Here is a 15,979-nt window from a genome sequence, read left to right as displayed (position 1 = left end):
GATAGGAACCAACAAGAAAAGGTCGCGCATTGAAGAATGCGCGGCTCTCAGACCGCTACAACCCGTCGCCTTTTCGGCGGGTTTTGTTTTTTAATCCGGCCCCGGCCGTAACCCCGGATGCGCTGCGGCTGACCCGTGAAGCACAGGAGGCCGCTGGAGTGCTCCGCTAGGCTCACTCCTTATCCCTACAACGAAAACAGAGATGCTTGGCCCTGGTAACAATCATGACCTTGCCCTAAACGTTTTCCTGTCTCCACGCCTCTAAGGCCTGGCCTTTCGAAGCACGGCCTTTATGTCATCTGCCACATCATCGAAGGAGGAAGAACCATGATATCCAGGTCGCTAATAGCTGCCGCAGCCGTTTCAATTCTCGCATTGTCGGGATGCGCAAGTACGTCCGCGAAGAATACAACCTACGCGCAACAGAATTATGGAAGTCCAGCAGCAGTGAGTATTCCCTTGAACTGATGGTACGGTGTCGGAATTCGGCTCCTTGACCGACGGATCGGGGATGCCGATCAGCGGGAGGCACCGGGAGTCGTGCCGGGGCCCTGGATATGGAAGCTCTCCGTTGTCGTCCGGCACCATGCCGCGCGTTCCGCCTCACGCCAGGTTTCCTGTCTAATAGAGTTGGCCCTTAATTATTCCGTGTAATTATTCCGTGTTGTTTCTCACGCAAGGGGGCCGTTGCAGGAAGCGTTGCCGCGTGCTTGCTCGGTGTCAGGAGCCGGTCTCGCGATGAGGCGCAGAAACCGGCTTTGATTCCGGCGATCCGCGAAACCGCAGGAAAATCGACAAGACGACGAGGACGCCGGTCGAGAGAAATTCCGACTGCCAGTTCTGAAAGGATTCAAACCAGAATTGCGTACTGGCCATGTGCTCGGTGATCGTCATCGGCATTTGTCCGTGTAACCGCGCCTGGGCGTCAGCGGCATAGGCACTGTAACGCAGATGAAGAAGGAAACTCGCCAAAAACAAGGCCATCAGGACAAGGCCGAGAGAGTAGGCATAAATGCTACCCACGATGCCGCCCGCCTTCACGGGCCAGGGCATATCGGGATCAGCGGCACATATTGCCGGGTCTTCGTCCTGCGGCAATACTTCGTCCGGATCCTTGGATTCCGCCGATCCGCGCTGAAAAAGAAATGCGGTTAGGACCACATAGGCCGACATCTGCAGGAATTCGCTCTCCCAGTTCTCGAACACCGCGGACAGGAAATGCCCGGACATCGCGTACTGCGAGAGTCCGAGGCTGGAGGCGCCATGATCGGCAAGTTCCTGATTGTAAATCTGCCAGCCGGTCAGAAGCATCCCGCCAATCATCGTCAAAGTCGCCACGCCCAGCACTATCGTCAATCCGTTGTCACGCAAGAACCGCATGTTCGTACTCCCTACCCAAATGCGCAGGGCCCGTTTGCCAGGTCTTACGATCTCGCCGACAGCGCGGACCGCACCACCTCCAAACGCCACCGACGTTATTTAACGGTATCGCCTTGCTCAGCCTGACCGAGGGTTCCCGCGCCCAGATCCGCAGCGTGCAAAGTTGGCCCATGAAGGCCCGGACATCGTCGGTGCTTGCGATGCTGATGACACCCTCATCAAGATTTCCGGCAACACCTGCCTTTTCCAGGAGCGGCATGGCCGCCGCCTCCTGTACGACATCGTCGACTGCATCCGCAGGCGGAAGAAGGACAACGGCATCGTAGAGAACGGAGGGACCGCCACCGATCAGCTGGTGGGCTTCAACCCATTTTCCGTCGGATGCAGTGACGCCTGAGACCTTGGGGGCGATGATTTCAGGTCGCCATTTCCTCGGTCGCAGCATCGAGCAAACCCGCGTCCACGCCATCGGTTGCAAGAATACCGAGCTTGCGCCCTTCAAAACGCTTTGGGCGTCCTTCGATGATGCTGAGCGCCGGTGAAGGCCCAAGGTCCTGGCGCGTAGGCATTGCGGCGTCAGCGGGCTTCGGCATCGTCTTGAAACCGAGCTTTGCGCCGACCGTCGTCGCCAGCGTCTCACCGATATTCAAGAGATGCGACACCATGCGCTCGCGGATAATTTGTGTCTTAACCTTGCTGATCGCTGAATTCGCAGCGGAAACGGATGGGGATGTTTTCTTGGCCATGGGAAATCTCTGAGATCTCGGAGGGACTGCCCACAAAACAGTGCAGTTCCGTTTTGGTTCCCGAGATCGCAGAGATTCATGAAAGCCTTCACTGCCACCCCGCGCCCGAGAGAAACTCCTCCGTCTCCATGAGTTCCAATTGAACTGAGAACCTATTGCCTAGCAATTCCAAGGAAGCGTCATGGGTCTCGTCAGCACCGCTGCAGACAGCGTCTTTCAGAATGATCGTCCGATAGCCGAGATCGATCGCACCCATCACCGTTGCCAGCACGCAGACATCAGTTTCGCCACCGCTGATGACGAGGGTCGAGACTTGCTCGCCTGAGAGAACATTGTGCAGACGTCCATCGAGCCATGGGGAATAAACGCGTTTGTCGAAGCATCTGGCCGGCGGAATGAGTTTCTTCAAGGCCGGCACGACATCCACCATCTCCTGCGGGAGATGCTCGCCGGTCATCATCCACCATTTGCCATAATAGGCGCGCCACGTTCCGGGCATGAGATCCGGATTCTCAGGCGGGACAAACCGGGTAAATATCGTGCGCAAGGAATGCCGTTGCGAAAGCTCCGTCACCTGAGGCAGGACGGTTTGCATCCAGGGAACGTGCCATGGCGTGTCCTCGGCAAACATCCGTTGCATATCAACACAGATATGACGCCACTCCATGGCATTGTCTCCGGACCAAAAGTTCTCTGCTTCGCGTGCCTCGCGGCTATCCCCGCCATTCCCTATCGATGATTACGTGCCAATCCGCATGGCATGAAAAGGTCCGACGTGCCGGGGTGGATCAGGCGTTTCATCAGGGTTGGGGACTGGCTCTTCATCCGGCAAACGATCGGGATCCGGCTCTTTGATCGGCGGGTCGGGCTGGCCGATCGGCGGACCACCCGGGATAGGCCCAGTCGTTCCGGGGCCTGGTATCGGGTCAACGGGCAATGATGTCATTTCGAGTCCTCCTGTGCTCGGAAAACCTCAGATTGCGGAATGGCCGGTTTGGCTACAGGACCAACATGGCGATAGCGGCGGATGTCATCAAGGCGGTTGCTGCCCATCCCAGGAACCACATAGCCGGCGATGCCGTGAACTGCTTCATGCGATCCCGTCGGCTGACAACCACCATCATCGCCGCCATGGTGGGTACTGCGACGAAGCCATTGATCACAGCGCTCCAGAACAGGGCCTTAATGGGGTCGATCGATGCGAACTCAATTCCGAGCCCGATCAGCGTGGCAGCGGTGATTACGCTGTAGAACCCAATCGCCTCCCATGGTTTGTTGTCCAGTCCACATTTCCAACCCTGGCTCTCACCGAACGCGTAGGCTGCGGATCCCGCAAGTACCGGGATCGACAGCAGCCCCGTTCCGATTATGCCGAGGCTGAAGATTATGAAAGCGAACTCCCCAGCTAGGGGTCTCAGTGCCTCGGCAACATCGGCCGCTGTGCCGATTTCCGTCTTGCCTGTGGCATGAAGTGTGGCCGCAGTGCTGATCATGATCGCGATGGCCACGATGTTCGAGACCGCCATTCCACCGAACGTGTCCAGGCGGATCCGGCTGAGTGCCTCAGGCGCTTGGGCTGGCGCCCATTTGAGCGGCTCCGTGCTGTCCTTCCTATCGATCTCCTCAACCTCCTGGCTTGACTGCCAGAAGAACAGGTAGGGGCTGATAGTCGTACCAAGGATCGCGACGATCACCGTAAAGCTCTCGCCGGTCAGGGGAAACGAAGGCATCACGAGCCCTTTTGCCGCCGCCGCCCAGTCGACATGAACGGCGAAGAGGACCGCCACATATGACAGCAGCAGCAGTGTCAGCCATTTGAGGTATCGGGCATAGCGCTCGTAGGGAAGCAACATCTGAAGCGTCAGCGAGAAACCTGCGAAAAACACTGTGGCAGGCGGAGCGGGCATGCCGGTTGCGAGCTCGGCCGAGGCTCCCATGGCTGCCAGGTTGGCTCCGATATTGATGGTGTTAGCGACGAACAGAAGGAACACGAGACCAAGCACCAGAGGCTTTGGCCAGATCGCGCCCATGTTGCTTGCAAGCCCACATCCCGTCACCCGTCCAATCCTGGCGCTCACTAGTTGTATCGCTGACATCAAAGGATATGTCAGAAGCATCGTCCAGAGCATGTTGTACCCGAAATGGGCCCCGGCTTGGGCATAGGTCGCGATACCGCTCGGATCGTCATCTGCAGCCCCGGTGACCAGACCGGGGCCGAGCCGTTTGAAAACTGCAATCCGCCGCGCTCCGCGTCCGTGAGATTTTTCGGTGATGTCACGAGACACAGCTGAATCAAAAGGCGCGGTCATGACTTCCTCCCGCGCCATTAACTGCGTCGGCGAGGTATGGTTCCTCCACGCACGTGATCGAAGCCTGCTTTGACCCTGACCAGCCAATTCGCCGTATAAAACGCAGTCCTTTCAGACGATCCGCGCCTGTTGTGCTCGCGATCACGGCTCGCGCGTCCGGCATCAGGCAGCCGGCTCATTACTTTATCGATTGGGAAGCTCACCCTCTCTTCGGAAAAAACGGACAGGTTCAATCGCTTTCCCATCGGGTAACGACGAAAGTTCGTCTTTCATCGAGTGTGATCTGTGCACCGGAACAATCCGGTATTTTCGATGTTGCGCATGTGCCGCTCCTGTCTCGCATGCGGCATTTCAGAACGTAAACCTTTGGGCCCGCTGTTCGCAGAGCAGCGGGCTGGGGCGCAGAAGGAAAGCGATGAGACCACCATTCGGGCTCAAGACCCCATTGTTGTGCAACTGCCCGCCTGTTGAAAAAAAACGCTACCGCACGAGTATTTTGTGCAGATCAAGCGCCAATCAGAACGCCGCCATGGCATGACCGCCAAACGATGCCTTTCATCCTTGCACTGCCAGCAGCTTGCCAACCGTCGCCAGGAGTGCCGCTTCGGATATGGGCTTGCTCACGATCATCCGACCGGAAAACGAGGACGGCAAGTCACTTGTCGTGTAGCCGGTCATAAATGCAAAAGGTACATTGCGTTCAGCGAGTCGCGTTGCAATCGGATAGGACGTTTCTCCGTTCAGGTTTATGTCGAGCAGCGCCGCCCGCACCTCAGTGTTGGCGTCAGCGATCAGCGCCAGTGCGCCTTCGACCGAGGGCGTGGGACCGACAATCGCATAACCTGCCGCCCGCAACGTCGAGGAATAGTCCTCGGCGACCAGCCACTCGTCCTCGACGATCAGCACGCGTGGCTGCCCAGCCATGGAAGTCTGCCTCATTGCAGCGGAAACGAGAATTGCACCTCCAAACCCTCTGCATTGAAAAAAGTTCCCACCGTGCCGCCGAGCCGGTAACCTATCTCGCCCTTAAGCAGTGCGAAGCCGAAGCCGGTTCGCTCCGGCTCATCGATCTGAGGTCCGTTGCGCTCCCGCCATTTGAGAGCCATCGTCGTTCCGTTGCTCGTCCACTCCAAGGCGACCCTGCCTTCGGGCACGGACAGTGCACCATATTTGGCGGCGTTGGTCGCCAGTTCGTGGATCACCATCCCGAGGGACAGTCCCTGCTGCGGTTTCAGCCGCAACGCTGGTCCGGCTATCTCAAATCGGCCAAGGCCGTAAGGCTCTATCTCCTGTCGGATGAGTTCATCCACCGCCGCCTCGGCCCAGTTCTCGCGCGATAGCAGGCCGTGGGCGCGCGCCATTGAATGCAGCCGCCCGACCAGCGCCTCGCTGAACGCCTCCGGTGATGATGCGTTCTTCAGCGTGTGGTTGGCGATGCTGATCACGACCGACAACATATTCTTCACGCGGTGGTTCAATTCCGAGATCAACAGACGTTGGCGTTCCTCGGACTCGCCCAGTCGAGTGATGTCGATGAAGGTCGCCACCACGCCTTCGATCCGGCTGTCACCGTCGCGATAGGGGATCAGTCTTACGAGATAGTGAGCGCCTTCGATGTCACGGGGGAGCCGATGCTCGATCGTGTTTCCCGTCCCGAATACCTCGGCAATATCCATTCTCAAGCCGGGATAATCGAGCTGGGTGGCGAGATCGGTCAGTGGCCGACCAACATCAGCGGGGCGCAGGTTGAAGAATGTCGATGCGGCGGGCGTGAAGTTGCGGATGACCAGATTGCGATCGAGAAAGACTGTGGCGATCTGCGTGGCTTCGAAAAGGTTCTTCAGATCACTGTTCGCCCGGTCGAGCTCCTCCAGCTTGCCGCTAAGCTCCGCATTGATCGTATTGAGCTCTTCGTTAAGCGACTGCATCTCTTCCCGCGAGGCTTCAAGTTCCTCATTGGTCGACTGCGATTCCTCATTGACAGAGACCAGTTCCTCGTTGGAGGATTTCAGCTCTTCCAACGCGGTCTCATATTCCTCGATCGTCGATTGCAGGCGCTCGCGCGTATCGCGCACTTCGCGCTCCAGTTCGGCCGTGCTGCAGGCGCTTTGCTCCTCGCGCTCCAGTTCGGTCCGATTGCGAGCCGCGCCGACCGGCTCGAAAAGCACCAGGAACAGCGCTTCGCCGTGATCGCGATCAGCCAGTGGTTCGATGGTGAGCGTCACGAATTGGACACGGTCTCCGTCCTCATCGATGGCGATGTTGTCGCGCACAATGGTGGCACGCGTCTCAATTGCTTCGCGCAGCCCCGATCGCAAGTCGAGGCGCAGGCCGCGGCGCGCGAGCGTCACCAACTGACGCGTCGGCGCGCCTTGAGCCGCCTCGAGATATTTACCGGTTTTCGCCGAGTAATACACCACATCACCTTCGGCATTGACGACGACATGCGCGGGTGAGTACCGCTCGAGCACGTGGGCTTCCACCGTCTGGCGCAGCGGGAAGCGCGCCGCCGGGCTCCGTTCGCCGGAGCGAGCATTGCCGCCGGTCGACAGGCTGCTGGCAAGCATCGGCGGCAGGCGCGGTGCGTTTGCGGCGTGCTCGCGCGCCTGGAACAGACGGTGTTTCTTATCCACTGTGGCGAACAGGCTGCCGTGCTGGCTGATGCTTTCCGAGGAGCCGAGGAAGAGGTAGCCGCCTGGTTTCAAGGCGTAGTGGAAGGCTGGGATGACACGCTCCTGCACGTCACGGCCGAAATAGATGAGTAGGTTTCGGCATGAGACCAGGTCCATCCGCGAGAAGGGTGGATCGCGGATCACGCTGTGGGGCGAGAAGATACAAAGTTTCCTGACCTCCTTGCTTAGAACATAGCTCGCGCCGTCGATGTCAAAGAAGCGTCGCCGACGCTCAGCGGAAACCCCCTCAAGCAACGCTTCGGGATAACGCCCTGCGCGTGCCACCGCAATGGCAGGCTCGTCGATGTCGGTCGCGAAAATGTGCACCCGCGGAATCTCAGTGAGGGTGTCCATGTACTCACGTAAAAGAATGCCGATCGAATAGACTTCCTCGCCGGTCGCGCAGCCCGGCACCCAGACACGCACCGTATCGGAGGTGGTGCGCCCTTCGAACAGGCGAGGTATGACGATCTCACCCAGCGCCTTGAACGCGTCGGCGTCGCGGAAGAAAGCCGTGACGTTGATCAGGAGGTCGCGAAACAGGCTTTGCGCCTCGCCGGGATCCGTCCTCAGCCGTCCGATGTAAGTCTCGGCCGATGTGATTTGGGCGAGCTGCATGCGCCGTCTCACGCGGCGAAAAAATGTCTTGGTCTTATACCCGGAAAAATCATGGCCCGATTGCCCGCGCAGCACGGCGTAGATCGCGTCGCGCGCGCCATCGAGCTTTTTTTCTTCTGCCTTCCACGCGCTCTCGCCCGGATCACCACTCAAATCGAATCCGCGTGCCAAGTCGATCAGCTTCTGGCCCATTTCCTCAGCCGGGATGGCGATGTCGACAACGCCGCTGGCAATCGCGCTCTGCGGCATATCGGGATTGCGAGGGCCTGATCCATTCGGGAGTTGCGCCATTGTCAGGCCGCCGTTTTCCTTGATGGCCTTTAAGCCCAGCGTACCATCGGAGTCGCCGCCGGAGAGGACGATCCCTACCGAACGTTCGCCCTGATCCTTGGCCAGGGTGCTGAAGAAGATGTCGATTGGCTTTCGTTCCCGATTTTTGGCATCGGGCCGGTGAATGCGCAGCCGGGCATCATCGATTGTCAGAATGGCGTTTTGCGGCATGACATAAACGGGGCCCTGCTCGACGGGCATGTCGTCCTCCACGACCTTGACATCCATGTCGGTATATCGACCGATCACCTCATGCAGCAGACTTTCGCGCTCAGGGCTGAGGTGCGTGACGACGGCGAACGCCATGCCGCAATTGTCCGGGAGACCCTTGAAGAAGCCCTCCATGGCGGGAATGCCGCCGGCGGAGGCGCCGACACCGACGATGGGGAAGTTTCGAGAAGCGGTCGCCATGGAATCCTTTGGATCAAAGCATACTGACGCGCGAATTCGCTCTTTGACCCGGGTCTATTTTACGCGCCGGACCACGTTGGCTGCAAGCATTGCCGCTGTGCCCATCATCGCGCCTCTTGGCTGACGGGTGCCTCGATGTTCGGTATCGTACGAAAGGCGTTTGGCTCTGGACTGCACAAGCCGTCGGTAATTTAGAAGACACACAATCCCAGAAATACTCATTCAGCGAGGTAACCGCGCACCGGGCCTCACGCTCCAGAGACACCAGGTAAGCGGGGGACCCTCGGCCGTTAGTGGATCACTCGCTTGCCTGAAAGCGTGGCGAACTCCTGACTGGTCAGATCAGCAAGAGCAACGAGGATTTCCGCGCGGGAAAAACCGGATCGTTCGAATGTTTCAAAGATTTCATTGATGTAGATCACAAGTTCCTCGCGGCAATCTGCTACGCGCTCGCTGGATACGATGAGGGCATCTTCAAAGGTCAACACAGGTCACCTCGTTCCTTGCGCGATTGAACTTCTCGGAAAACTCATCACGTGCGCCCAATGTTCCCAATAAACCTTGCTGGGTTGGAAATGGACGGCCGTCTTTCACGTCAACGCTCTTTTCCTTTGTTCTCCGCGGTATCGCCCTTTGAAAGTGGCCACTCGGAGATTGGCTGGATCGTGTCCCGGTACGTGGTGTAGGTGGCTCGCGGTAGCAAAGGCGAGCGCCCGCGCTTCTCGTTGCGCTGTAGCGGATCGGCTGGACCAGCGGAAGTGGTCCCTGATCATCCGGGCCATGAGTTACGGGCGTGCTCACACTAAAAATTCTCCTTCGTCGACTATCAGGCAAGTTGCAACAATTCGGAGACGAGAAACCCCGCCAGGAGCGGGGTTTCGTGATGGACGATCAGTTCCAGGTCTGGCGATTGCACCAGGCGTCGACGTCAGCCTTTGCGCGATCCTTTTCGAGGCCGTAGCGTTCCTGGATCGTGCCTTCCAGCTGATCGCGCTTGCCGGCGATCCGGTCAAGGTCGTCGTCGGTCAGCTTGCCCCACTGTTCCTTGACCTTACCCTTGAACTGCTTCCAGTTACCTTCAACGCGGTTCCAATCCATATCGGTTTCCTCCGGTTATTGCGGTATGGAAGAAACCTTTGAGAACCGGATTGGTTCGATTTATCGTCAACAAAACCCAACCGCATCAGTCAGCGCGCTGCTTGCGGCTTTGCGTAATTCACACCCAATAGGGTGGAATTCCATAATAGTCGTAGACGCGTCGGCCGCTCTCGGCACTCCAGTCAAAGTCCTCGTCTGCCGGATACCTTGGGGCACCCTCGAGCTGCTCCTTGGTAATGTTGACCTGGAAGCCGCCGAGATCCGTATTGTAGTCGAGCACGTCCCACGGCAGGGGATAGTGGTCATCGCCGATTCCCAGGAAGCCACCGAAGCTCATCACAGCATAGGCAACGCGCCCGCCACGCTTTTCGAGAATGATCCTTTCGATCGATCCTACTTGATTGCCGTTCCTGTCGTAGACGTATATCCCCACCACCTTGTCGCTGGCAATGAGGTCATGAGATAGACGCAGACCAGGGTTTACCATCGTCGTTCCCTCCTTGGGCGGGGACAACTGTCGAATTGGAAAGTTGTTCCCTGGCTTGATCAAGAAACACGGTCACGACGAAATCCGCGCCATCCGTATCGGACAGAACCCGAGGGCCTTTCCCGGGCATAGACGGCTGGACTTGGGCATTCCTGACGGTTCACACTTCTGCCGTAGCCTGCGCTGCCTGTGAAATTCTCAAGTCACGCAGAAGCGTCCTAAACTCAATCGACTTTCGATTGGAGTTCACAGAATGCTTCCAGTCCCTGCTGATACTTTGCGGTTTCCAAACCGGCCTGTTCCGCCTGGTGGAGATTGTCGCGCAAATCGGCTTCCTTGACCGGTCGGGCCAATTGGTTCGACCATGCTCGCTTGACAAATTCCAGATCATCCTCGCTTGGTCGGCGGGTGAGCGCATCGACCGCTTCAATGATCGCCGTGGGGAAGCCATGTTCCTCGAGACGATCAAGCGTCCACCCGGGTCCCTTTTCCGCCACGTCGTGGAGATAGGCGACGATTTTCTCATCATTGGTCGAGACCGCGGCAGCGACGCGCTCACAGTGTCGGATGTAGGCAGACCCCAGTTTGTCGGTCTGGCCCTCATGAGCCTGTGTCGCCACTTGTTTGGCGTACTGAAGAAGATGCGTTCGCTCGGAGAGTTCAGCCTCAGCGCGGCGCCAATGGTCTTCGTGTCGCCCGTCGGGCCTGCCCTCCTCTTCCCAGAATTTGTAGGCGCGCTCGCGCACCCATTTGATCCAATCGCTTTCCATTTCCGGCCTCCTGATGGTGAGCCAAACGATCGAAGGATCGCAATCTTTCGCGTAGATCGCGGTCCACCGCTTCCGCGACGAATGCCATGCGTGGCTGATCCGGCGTCCTTCTGCCTGGCGAACGCGCGGTGACAGATTAGGTGCTTGTTTTTGGGGTCGGGGATCCTCTCGCCAACGGGTCCGGAACGCCGCGTGCCGGACCTTCGTCCTTGACTTCATGTGGTGTGGGCGTGGGGATGACGCCGTGCTCCGGATCCGCCACATCCTGCCCCTTCGAACCATCCACATTTGTTGGACGCTCCGGATCATGGCTCTCGCGTCTGATATGTCGCAGGCGGCTCGTTGCCTCATCGATTAGGGAGGTCAGCTCCTCTTCGGAAAAGTCGGACAGATCGTAAGCCTTGGTCATCCTGGTCTCCTGAAGGGTTAGGTCTCTGCGGTGATTAACGCGCAACTTCGCAAAACGACCCAACGGCTGTAGGAAATTCGGCGAAGTGACAAAGAGGAGCTGGAATGCGGCCGTCCTTGCCCAAACTGGCTTTCGGTCCGGTTGGCCAGTGTTGCGGTTGTCGGGGCTGTATCATCAAGATGTCAGGCTGCGCGGATCCTGGAACATCTTCGTCCCACCGAAGTTATCATGGAGAAGGAGAGCAGACATGGGACGGGAAATGTCCAAACCAGGCCCGGCAGGAACGACCGATCAGTCGCCGCGCTGGGAAGGGCCTGAAGAAACAAGGCCTCGTGGATATCTGCCCGCGGTAGACAATCCCGAGAACGACCGTGATGCGGTCGGCGAAAATCTCAACGATCCGGATCGCAATAAGCTGAAGGACGCGGGCAAGACCAAGGGTGACAAATGATGGCCGATCAAACTCAAACTCCTGTCGAGAGAATCCACCAAGATGCGAAGGGGCAGTTCGCAAAGCCGATGAAGCACAGCGATAACAATGGCGTCGCCAGTGCCAAACCGCGTGTCATTACGGGATCCGACGATGCCACGGCCCACAAAACGCCTCCCGGCCAGAAGCCGGTCGACAAGGAATGGGACCTCAACTATGACGAACGCGCCGTGGACGCCGACGGCTGATGCGGCCAACTGTCGCGTGGAGGCTAGAAAACCGCCCATTCCTGCGATTGCGACCGACACCATCGCCCTGGTATCGCCGGGGTTGCCTCCGATTACAGATCAGGGAAACGTCTGGGGTAAGCTCCTCGATCGTAATGCGCATGGCTCACGACGAACAACGCGACTCCCTGGTCATCAAGTCCAGCCACCGATCGGAGGATCTCGCCTGAGCGACGAACGTCCTCTTGCAACGATTGCGCGAACGCAAGTATGGCTTCGCGCTTTGCCGGGCGTCGGGGCTCTCGAAATTCCCCGCACCATTCGGCTCGACACCGTTCCCCTCGTTGATGGTAAAAATGGATATACATGCGCTTCCTCATTCACTGATGGGGGCAAGAAAAGATACAACAGACGCTGAGTTGATCCGTTGAACAGCCGATTGAACAAGATGCGGTGCTGCACTCGGCCCCAAAACCTCCGTCGCTGCGCCCAAAGGATGGTTCATTTGCCGCGCTGGGTCGGCGTCACCCGCCAGATGACGTTGCCAACGTCGTCAGCGACCAGCAGGGCGCCCGTCTTGTCGAACGTGACGCCGACCGGGCGGCCCATGGCCTTGTCGCCGGCGCCAATGAAGCCGGTGAGGATGTCTTTCGGCCGGCCTACCGGTTTGCCGTCGCGGAATGGCACGAAGATCACCTTGTAGCCGCTGTGCACGCTTCGGTTCCATGAGCCGTGTTGGCCAACAAAGGCACCGCCGCGGTAGGGCGGCCGAAGCGAAGAGTCCTGATCGAAGGTTAGCCCCAGCGAAGCGGTGTGCGCGCCAAGCGCATAGTCGGGCTTGATGGCGTTGGCCACGAGGTCCGGCCGCGGCGGCTTGGCACGAACATCGACATTCTGGCCGAAATAGCTGTAAGGCCAGCCGTAGAAGCCGCCGTCGCGCAGCGACGTCATATAATCCGGGACGAGATCGTCGCCGATCTCGTCCCGCTCATTGACGGCCACCCAGAGCCTGCCGCTTTGCGGGTTCCAGGCGAGCCCATTGGGGTTTCGCAAGCCGGAAGCAAAAACCCGTGTCTGGCGGCTGCTAAGATCGACTTCCAGCACTGCGGCGCGGTCTTTTTCTGCCGCCATGCCGTTTTCGCCGACATTGCTGTTGGACCCGACGGTGACGTAGAGCTTGCGGCTTCCGCGACCGGCGATCAGGTCCTTGGTCCAATGGTGATTGATGGCCCCGGCCAGCAGGTCGACGATCTTCTGCGGCGGTGCCGATATCCGGGTTTGACCGGAGGAATAGGGATAGGCGACGATCGCATCGGTGTTGGCGACATAGAGCTTTCCCTGGAAGAGCGCCATGCCGAACGGCGAGTTGAGTTTCTCGATGAAGGGGGTGCGCAAATCGGCGACACCATCGCCGTCCGTGTCCCGCAGGAGCGCGATACGGTTGGCGCTCTGCGTCGCAGCACCCGCCTGCTTCATGGCCTGCGCCATGAAGATCTTGCGCAAGCTGAAGCCGCTGTCCTTCTTGGCGGGCGCATTCGTCTCGGCGACGAGCACGTCGCCGTTCGGCAACAGATGCATCCAGCGCGGATGGTCGAGGCCGCCTGCAAAGGCGCTCACCTTCAGGCCCTTCGCCGGTTTCGGCCTCGCGCCACCCGGCCATCCCGTAGCTTCGGCAATGTTGATCGTCGGGATCAACGTCGGTTTCGGTTTGGGCAGCACCGGATCGGAGCCGTAGCCGCCGTTCGTCGCTGTCGTTGCCGTTCTCTGTGCAGAGGGGCCGACACAACCGGCCGCGACCGCTGCAAACAGAACGATGGTTGAAAGACCCGTAAGGAACGGAGCTCTAAGAGAAATCATGATCGTCGTTCCTCCAGCAGAAGATTGCCGACTGAGTGTGGTAAGACGCAAGGGCATCCCGAATTATTCCCTGTTGCCCAACCGAGCGGTAGGCTCCGCCGTCAGCGCACGGACCCTGACTGCTGCGTTCCCCTCTTGCCGTCGTCCGGGCCCACGGAACCACGCACCCGCTTCCTTCGGGCAGCGCGCCGCGCTGGCCGCAGTTCGCCAATCGTCGGCTGCCACCAGCCTCGGCGGCGTTGGTCGGATCCAGGATCGGTGCGTGCCGGCCATGTCGCGACGAGTTCATCGAGATCGGGGTTTCGCCATGATGCCCAGACCATGTCCCGGTCATCAACGTGGGGGTAGAAGGCGCTCAGGGCTTTGGCCTCGGCCAACTCTCCGGTGATATCGGTGAATACGACGATGCCGTATGCAAGCGTCGATACCGGGACTCCGAGGGGCGGCCGTTCCTCCGGTGGCACCGGATAGCGACGGCGACGCCTCTCCGCCGACTGCATCCTGGCCACCCTGCCCGCGTCAGTATTTCGGCGTTCTTGCTGGCGACGCTTTCTCGCCTCCGGCTCGCTCCGCCGCGCGGCCTGTTCAATCGTATGCCACCGGCGCCGCAGCTCCTCGTAGGACCGGTACGGCACGTGCCAGAGGCGCAGATCCTCGTCCCAATGCGCCCAAGCAATAGCCCTTAGCTCCTCGACGACCGTGCGGGAATACGGCGTCCGGACCCGCAGGTCAGCATCCACTGGCTCGAGGTAAGGACTTCGTATTGGATCGAACTCGAAGGCATCGCGTCCCTTCTGGTCCCCGTATGCACCCTGATCGGCTGCCTCCTGTGCGAGCCAGCGGTCGATTCTCCGTGCGGCAGTCTTTCCGGGGACAAACCACGCCTTTTGCTCGTCATTCCAGCGCGCCCGTGGAAACGCCTCCATGAAACGCTCGACAGTCCGCCGGTCATAAGGAAACGATGCCGCCACACCTGCTTGCTGCGGCTTGTGGTCGGTGTGGTTGTTGCTCGCCATACTCCGCTTCCCTTTCCGCTAGAACAACGCAAGATCGATGCAGAAGTTCAAGTCCGGGAAGTCAACGCCACCAGTGTCTCTCTCACGTGGCGGCAAGGAGCATTCAGATGAAGACGTCATCATCGTCCAGCCGGGGATCACCGAATGGCGTTGCGGAGCTCTTGGCACGCTGAGGAATGGGACGGATGGTCGAACTGGAGGAACGAGCCGCGAGGCGGGTCCGCCCTGTCTTCAGGAACAAATTGGCAATTCATGATGTTCTTGTCGATGGAGGGCGCGATGTCAGTAGACACAGCAAAACATCCAGTTAGCCACGCAGATCGCCAACTCGCCTGCCAGGAGGCAGTTGAACGCGCCATGCAGACTATCCTTGCTGACGCGAATACCAAGGGCTGGGGGACGATCGAGGCGATCAACGCGATGGAAGAGGTGTTGAAGCATCTTAGGGTCGCCTATGCCGAAGATCCGGACCCGGCAGACGCCGTCAGCGAGACGGACCCTGACCCCACGAATGACTGGCCAGCCGCCGATTCCGTGCCGCGTTAGGAGGGGTGCAATGACCCACTACGCATGGACAATCAAGGCCCGTGGTCGACAGGACATCAAGAATGTGACGACGCTGGCGGGAATCTACGACGTGCTGCGCATCATCGACCTGCCGGGCTTCGCGCCGCCCGAATTCGTCACGATGGGCGCCGAAATTTCAGATCACGGTCATTACACCTACAATGAGGGCGGTGACGACGAATGGTCCCTGATCTGGACGAAGGTTGACGATGCCCCGAATAAGGGCTGATTTCCGGGTCGAGAGGACTACGAGTTTTTCCGTGGCCAAGTCGACTGGATTGACGACGGCGCCCTGAAATCGCTCGTTGAAATGCCTGATGCGAAAAATCCACGCCCATCGAGCAGTCATCACGTTTTGCAACAGCCGTGCGGGGGAACGAACCCCGTGGAACAAGTTCAATCTTTTTTTGAGTTGTGGAGGGAATATAGGGGGTCGTTGTGGCGAATCCGAAGCGTGAAGCTCTCGACATCGGCTACGTGCCTACAGGGACGCGAGGTTACATGACCCCGCCCGACATGGCGTTCGAACCAATTGGGGAAATAGCGCAATTGGCGGCTGATGAAGACAGCCGAGGTCGGTCCAAAGCGGACAGCCTGAGGTCGCAGCACTAGTCGTTATTGTGATCGCCGTTCTTTCATTCTCCGGCCTGAG

The 15,979-nt window shown here is 59.0% G+C and carries 16 protein-coding genes and 2 pseudogenes; 4 read left to right on the top strand and 14 right to left on the bottom strand.

Features of this window, described 5'->3' with window-relative positions:
- Window positions 1-720: 720 nt before the first annotated feature.
- From ACSQ2Z_RS22180 to ACSQ2Z_RS22125, 12 genes and pseudogenes are all read right to left on the bottom strand, one after another.
- Window positions 721-1,380 (bottom strand): DUF6766 family protein, encoded by a 660-nt coding sequence (locus ACSQ2Z_RS22180; RefSeq protein ID WP_436083408.1) that lies wholly within the window; start codon window positions 1,378-1,380, stop codon window positions 721-723.
- A gap of 115 nt (window positions 1,381-1,495) precedes the next feature.
- Window positions 1,496-2,081: pseudogene (locus ACSQ2Z_RS22175) on the bottom strand (catalase HPII); the annotation flags it as partial.
- A gap of 133 nt (window positions 2,082-2,214) precedes the next feature.
- Window positions 2,215-2,793: a cysteine hydrolase family protein gene (locus ACSQ2Z_RS22170; protein WP_436083407.1), complete on the bottom strand. Its 579-nt coding sequence runs from the start codon at window positions 2,791-2,793 to the stop codon at window positions 2,215-2,217.
- A 331-nt stretch (window positions 2,794-3,124) separates the two neighbouring features.
- A complete protein-coding gene (locus ACSQ2Z_RS22165) occupies window positions 3,125-4,435 on the bottom strand; it encodes an NRAMP family divalent metal transporter (protein ID WP_436083406.1) in 1,311 nt (436 codons plus the stop codon).
- A gap of 555 nt (window positions 4,436-4,990) precedes the next feature.
- Window positions 4,991-5,359, bottom strand: coding sequence for a response regulator (locus ACSQ2Z_RS22160; RefSeq protein WP_436083405.1), 369 nt, complete (start codon window positions 5,357-5,359; stop codon window positions 4,991-4,993).
- An 11-nt stretch (window positions 5,360-5,370) separates the two neighbouring features.
- A complete protein-coding gene (locus ACSQ2Z_RS22155; protein WP_436083404.1) occupies window positions 5,371-8,466 on the bottom strand; it encodes a CheR family methyltransferase in 3,096 nt (1,031 codons plus the stop codon).
- 290 nt (window positions 8,467-8,756) lie between these two features.
- The gene (locus tag ACSQ2Z_RS22150; protein ID WP_436083403.1) at window positions 8,757-8,954 is read right to left on the bottom strand and encodes a hypothetical protein; all 198 of its coding nucleotides are present in this window, start codon (window positions 8,952-8,954) and stop codon (window positions 8,757-8,759) included.
- A gap of 403 nt (window positions 8,955-9,357) precedes the next feature.
- Window positions 9,358-9,564, bottom strand: a complete 207-nt coding sequence (locus tag ACSQ2Z_RS22145; protein WP_436083402.1) for a CsbD family protein — start codon at window positions 9,562-9,564, stop codon at window positions 9,358-9,360.
- Window positions 9,565-9,682: 118 nt separating this feature from the next.
- Window positions 9,683-10,051 (bottom strand): PRC-barrel domain-containing protein, encoded by a 369-nt coding sequence (locus ACSQ2Z_RS22140; RefSeq protein WP_436083401.1) that lies wholly within the window; start codon window positions 10,049-10,051, stop codon window positions 9,683-9,685.
- A 224-nt stretch (window positions 10,052-10,275) separates the two neighbouring features.
- Complete coding sequence (locus tag ACSQ2Z_RS22135) at window positions 10,276-10,671, bottom strand: HD domain-containing protein (RefSeq protein ID WP_436084125.1); 396 nt, start codon at window positions 10,669-10,671, stop codon at window positions 10,276-10,278.
- A 48-nt stretch (window positions 10,672-10,719) separates the two neighbouring features.
- Window positions 10,720-10,821: pseudogene (locus tag ACSQ2Z_RS22130) on the bottom strand (DUF2934 domain-containing protein); the annotation flags it as partial.
- 136 nt (window positions 10,822-10,957) lie between these two features.
- A complete protein-coding gene (locus tag ACSQ2Z_RS22125; protein WP_436083400.1) occupies window positions 10,958-11,230 on the bottom strand; it encodes a hypothetical protein in 273 nt (90 codons plus the stop codon).
- Window positions 11,231-11,477: 247 nt separating this feature from the next.
- Between ACSQ2Z_RS22125 and ACSQ2Z_RS22120 the strand changes: the two genes are divergently transcribed.
- A complete protein-coding gene (locus ACSQ2Z_RS22120; protein WP_436083399.1) occupies window positions 11,478-11,681 on the top strand; it encodes a hypothetical protein in 204 nt (67 codons plus the stop codon).
- Window positions 11,678-11,908 (top strand): hypothetical protein, encoded by a 231-nt coding sequence (locus ACSQ2Z_RS22115; protein WP_436083398.1) that lies wholly within the window; start codon window positions 11,678-11,680, stop codon window positions 11,906-11,908. Before ACSQ2Z_RS22120 ends, ACSQ2Z_RS22115 begins: the two co-directional genes overlap by 4 nt.
- Window positions 11,909-12,388: 480 nt before the next feature.
- Here ACSQ2Z_RS22115 and ACSQ2Z_RS22110 read toward each other — a convergent pair whose 3' ends face one another.
- Both ACSQ2Z_RS22110 and ACSQ2Z_RS22105 read right to left on the bottom strand, forming a co-directional pair.
- On the bottom strand, window positions 12,389-13,744 hold the full coding sequence (locus tag ACSQ2Z_RS22110) for a PQQ-dependent sugar dehydrogenase (RefSeq protein WP_436083397.1): 1,356 nt from the start codon (window positions 13,742-13,744) through the stop codon (window positions 12,389-12,391).
- A 101-nt stretch (window positions 13,745-13,845) separates the two neighbouring features.
- Window positions 13,846-14,760 carry a hypothetical protein gene (locus tag ACSQ2Z_RS22105; RefSeq protein ID WP_436083396.1) on the bottom strand — a complete coding sequence of 305 codons (915 nt, stop codon included), beginning with the start codon at window positions 14,758-14,760 and terminating at the stop codon, window positions 13,846-13,848.
- 279 nt (window positions 14,761-15,039) lie between these two features.
- Between ACSQ2Z_RS22105 and ACSQ2Z_RS22100 the strand changes: the two genes are divergently transcribed.
- On the top strand, window positions 15,040-15,306 hold the full coding sequence (locus ACSQ2Z_RS22100) for a hypothetical protein (protein ID WP_436083395.1): 267 nt from the start codon (window positions 15,040-15,042) through the stop codon (window positions 15,304-15,306).
- A 10-nt stretch (window positions 15,307-15,316) separates the two neighbouring features.
- A complete protein-coding gene (locus ACSQ2Z_RS22095) occupies window positions 15,317-15,556 on the top strand; it encodes a hypothetical protein (RefSeq protein ID WP_436083394.1) in 240 nt (79 codons plus the stop codon).
- Window positions 15,557-15,979 lie beyond the last annotated feature (423 nt).

Origin of the sequence: Pararhizobium sp. LjRoot235 (assembly GCF_964254145.1) — a bacterium.
Lineage (GTDB): Bacteria > Pseudomonadota > Alphaproteobacteria > Rhizobiales > Rhizobiaceae > Pararhizobium.
Note: the sequence above shows the minus strand (reverse complement) of the source record. Positions and strands in the feature narration are given on the sequence as shown.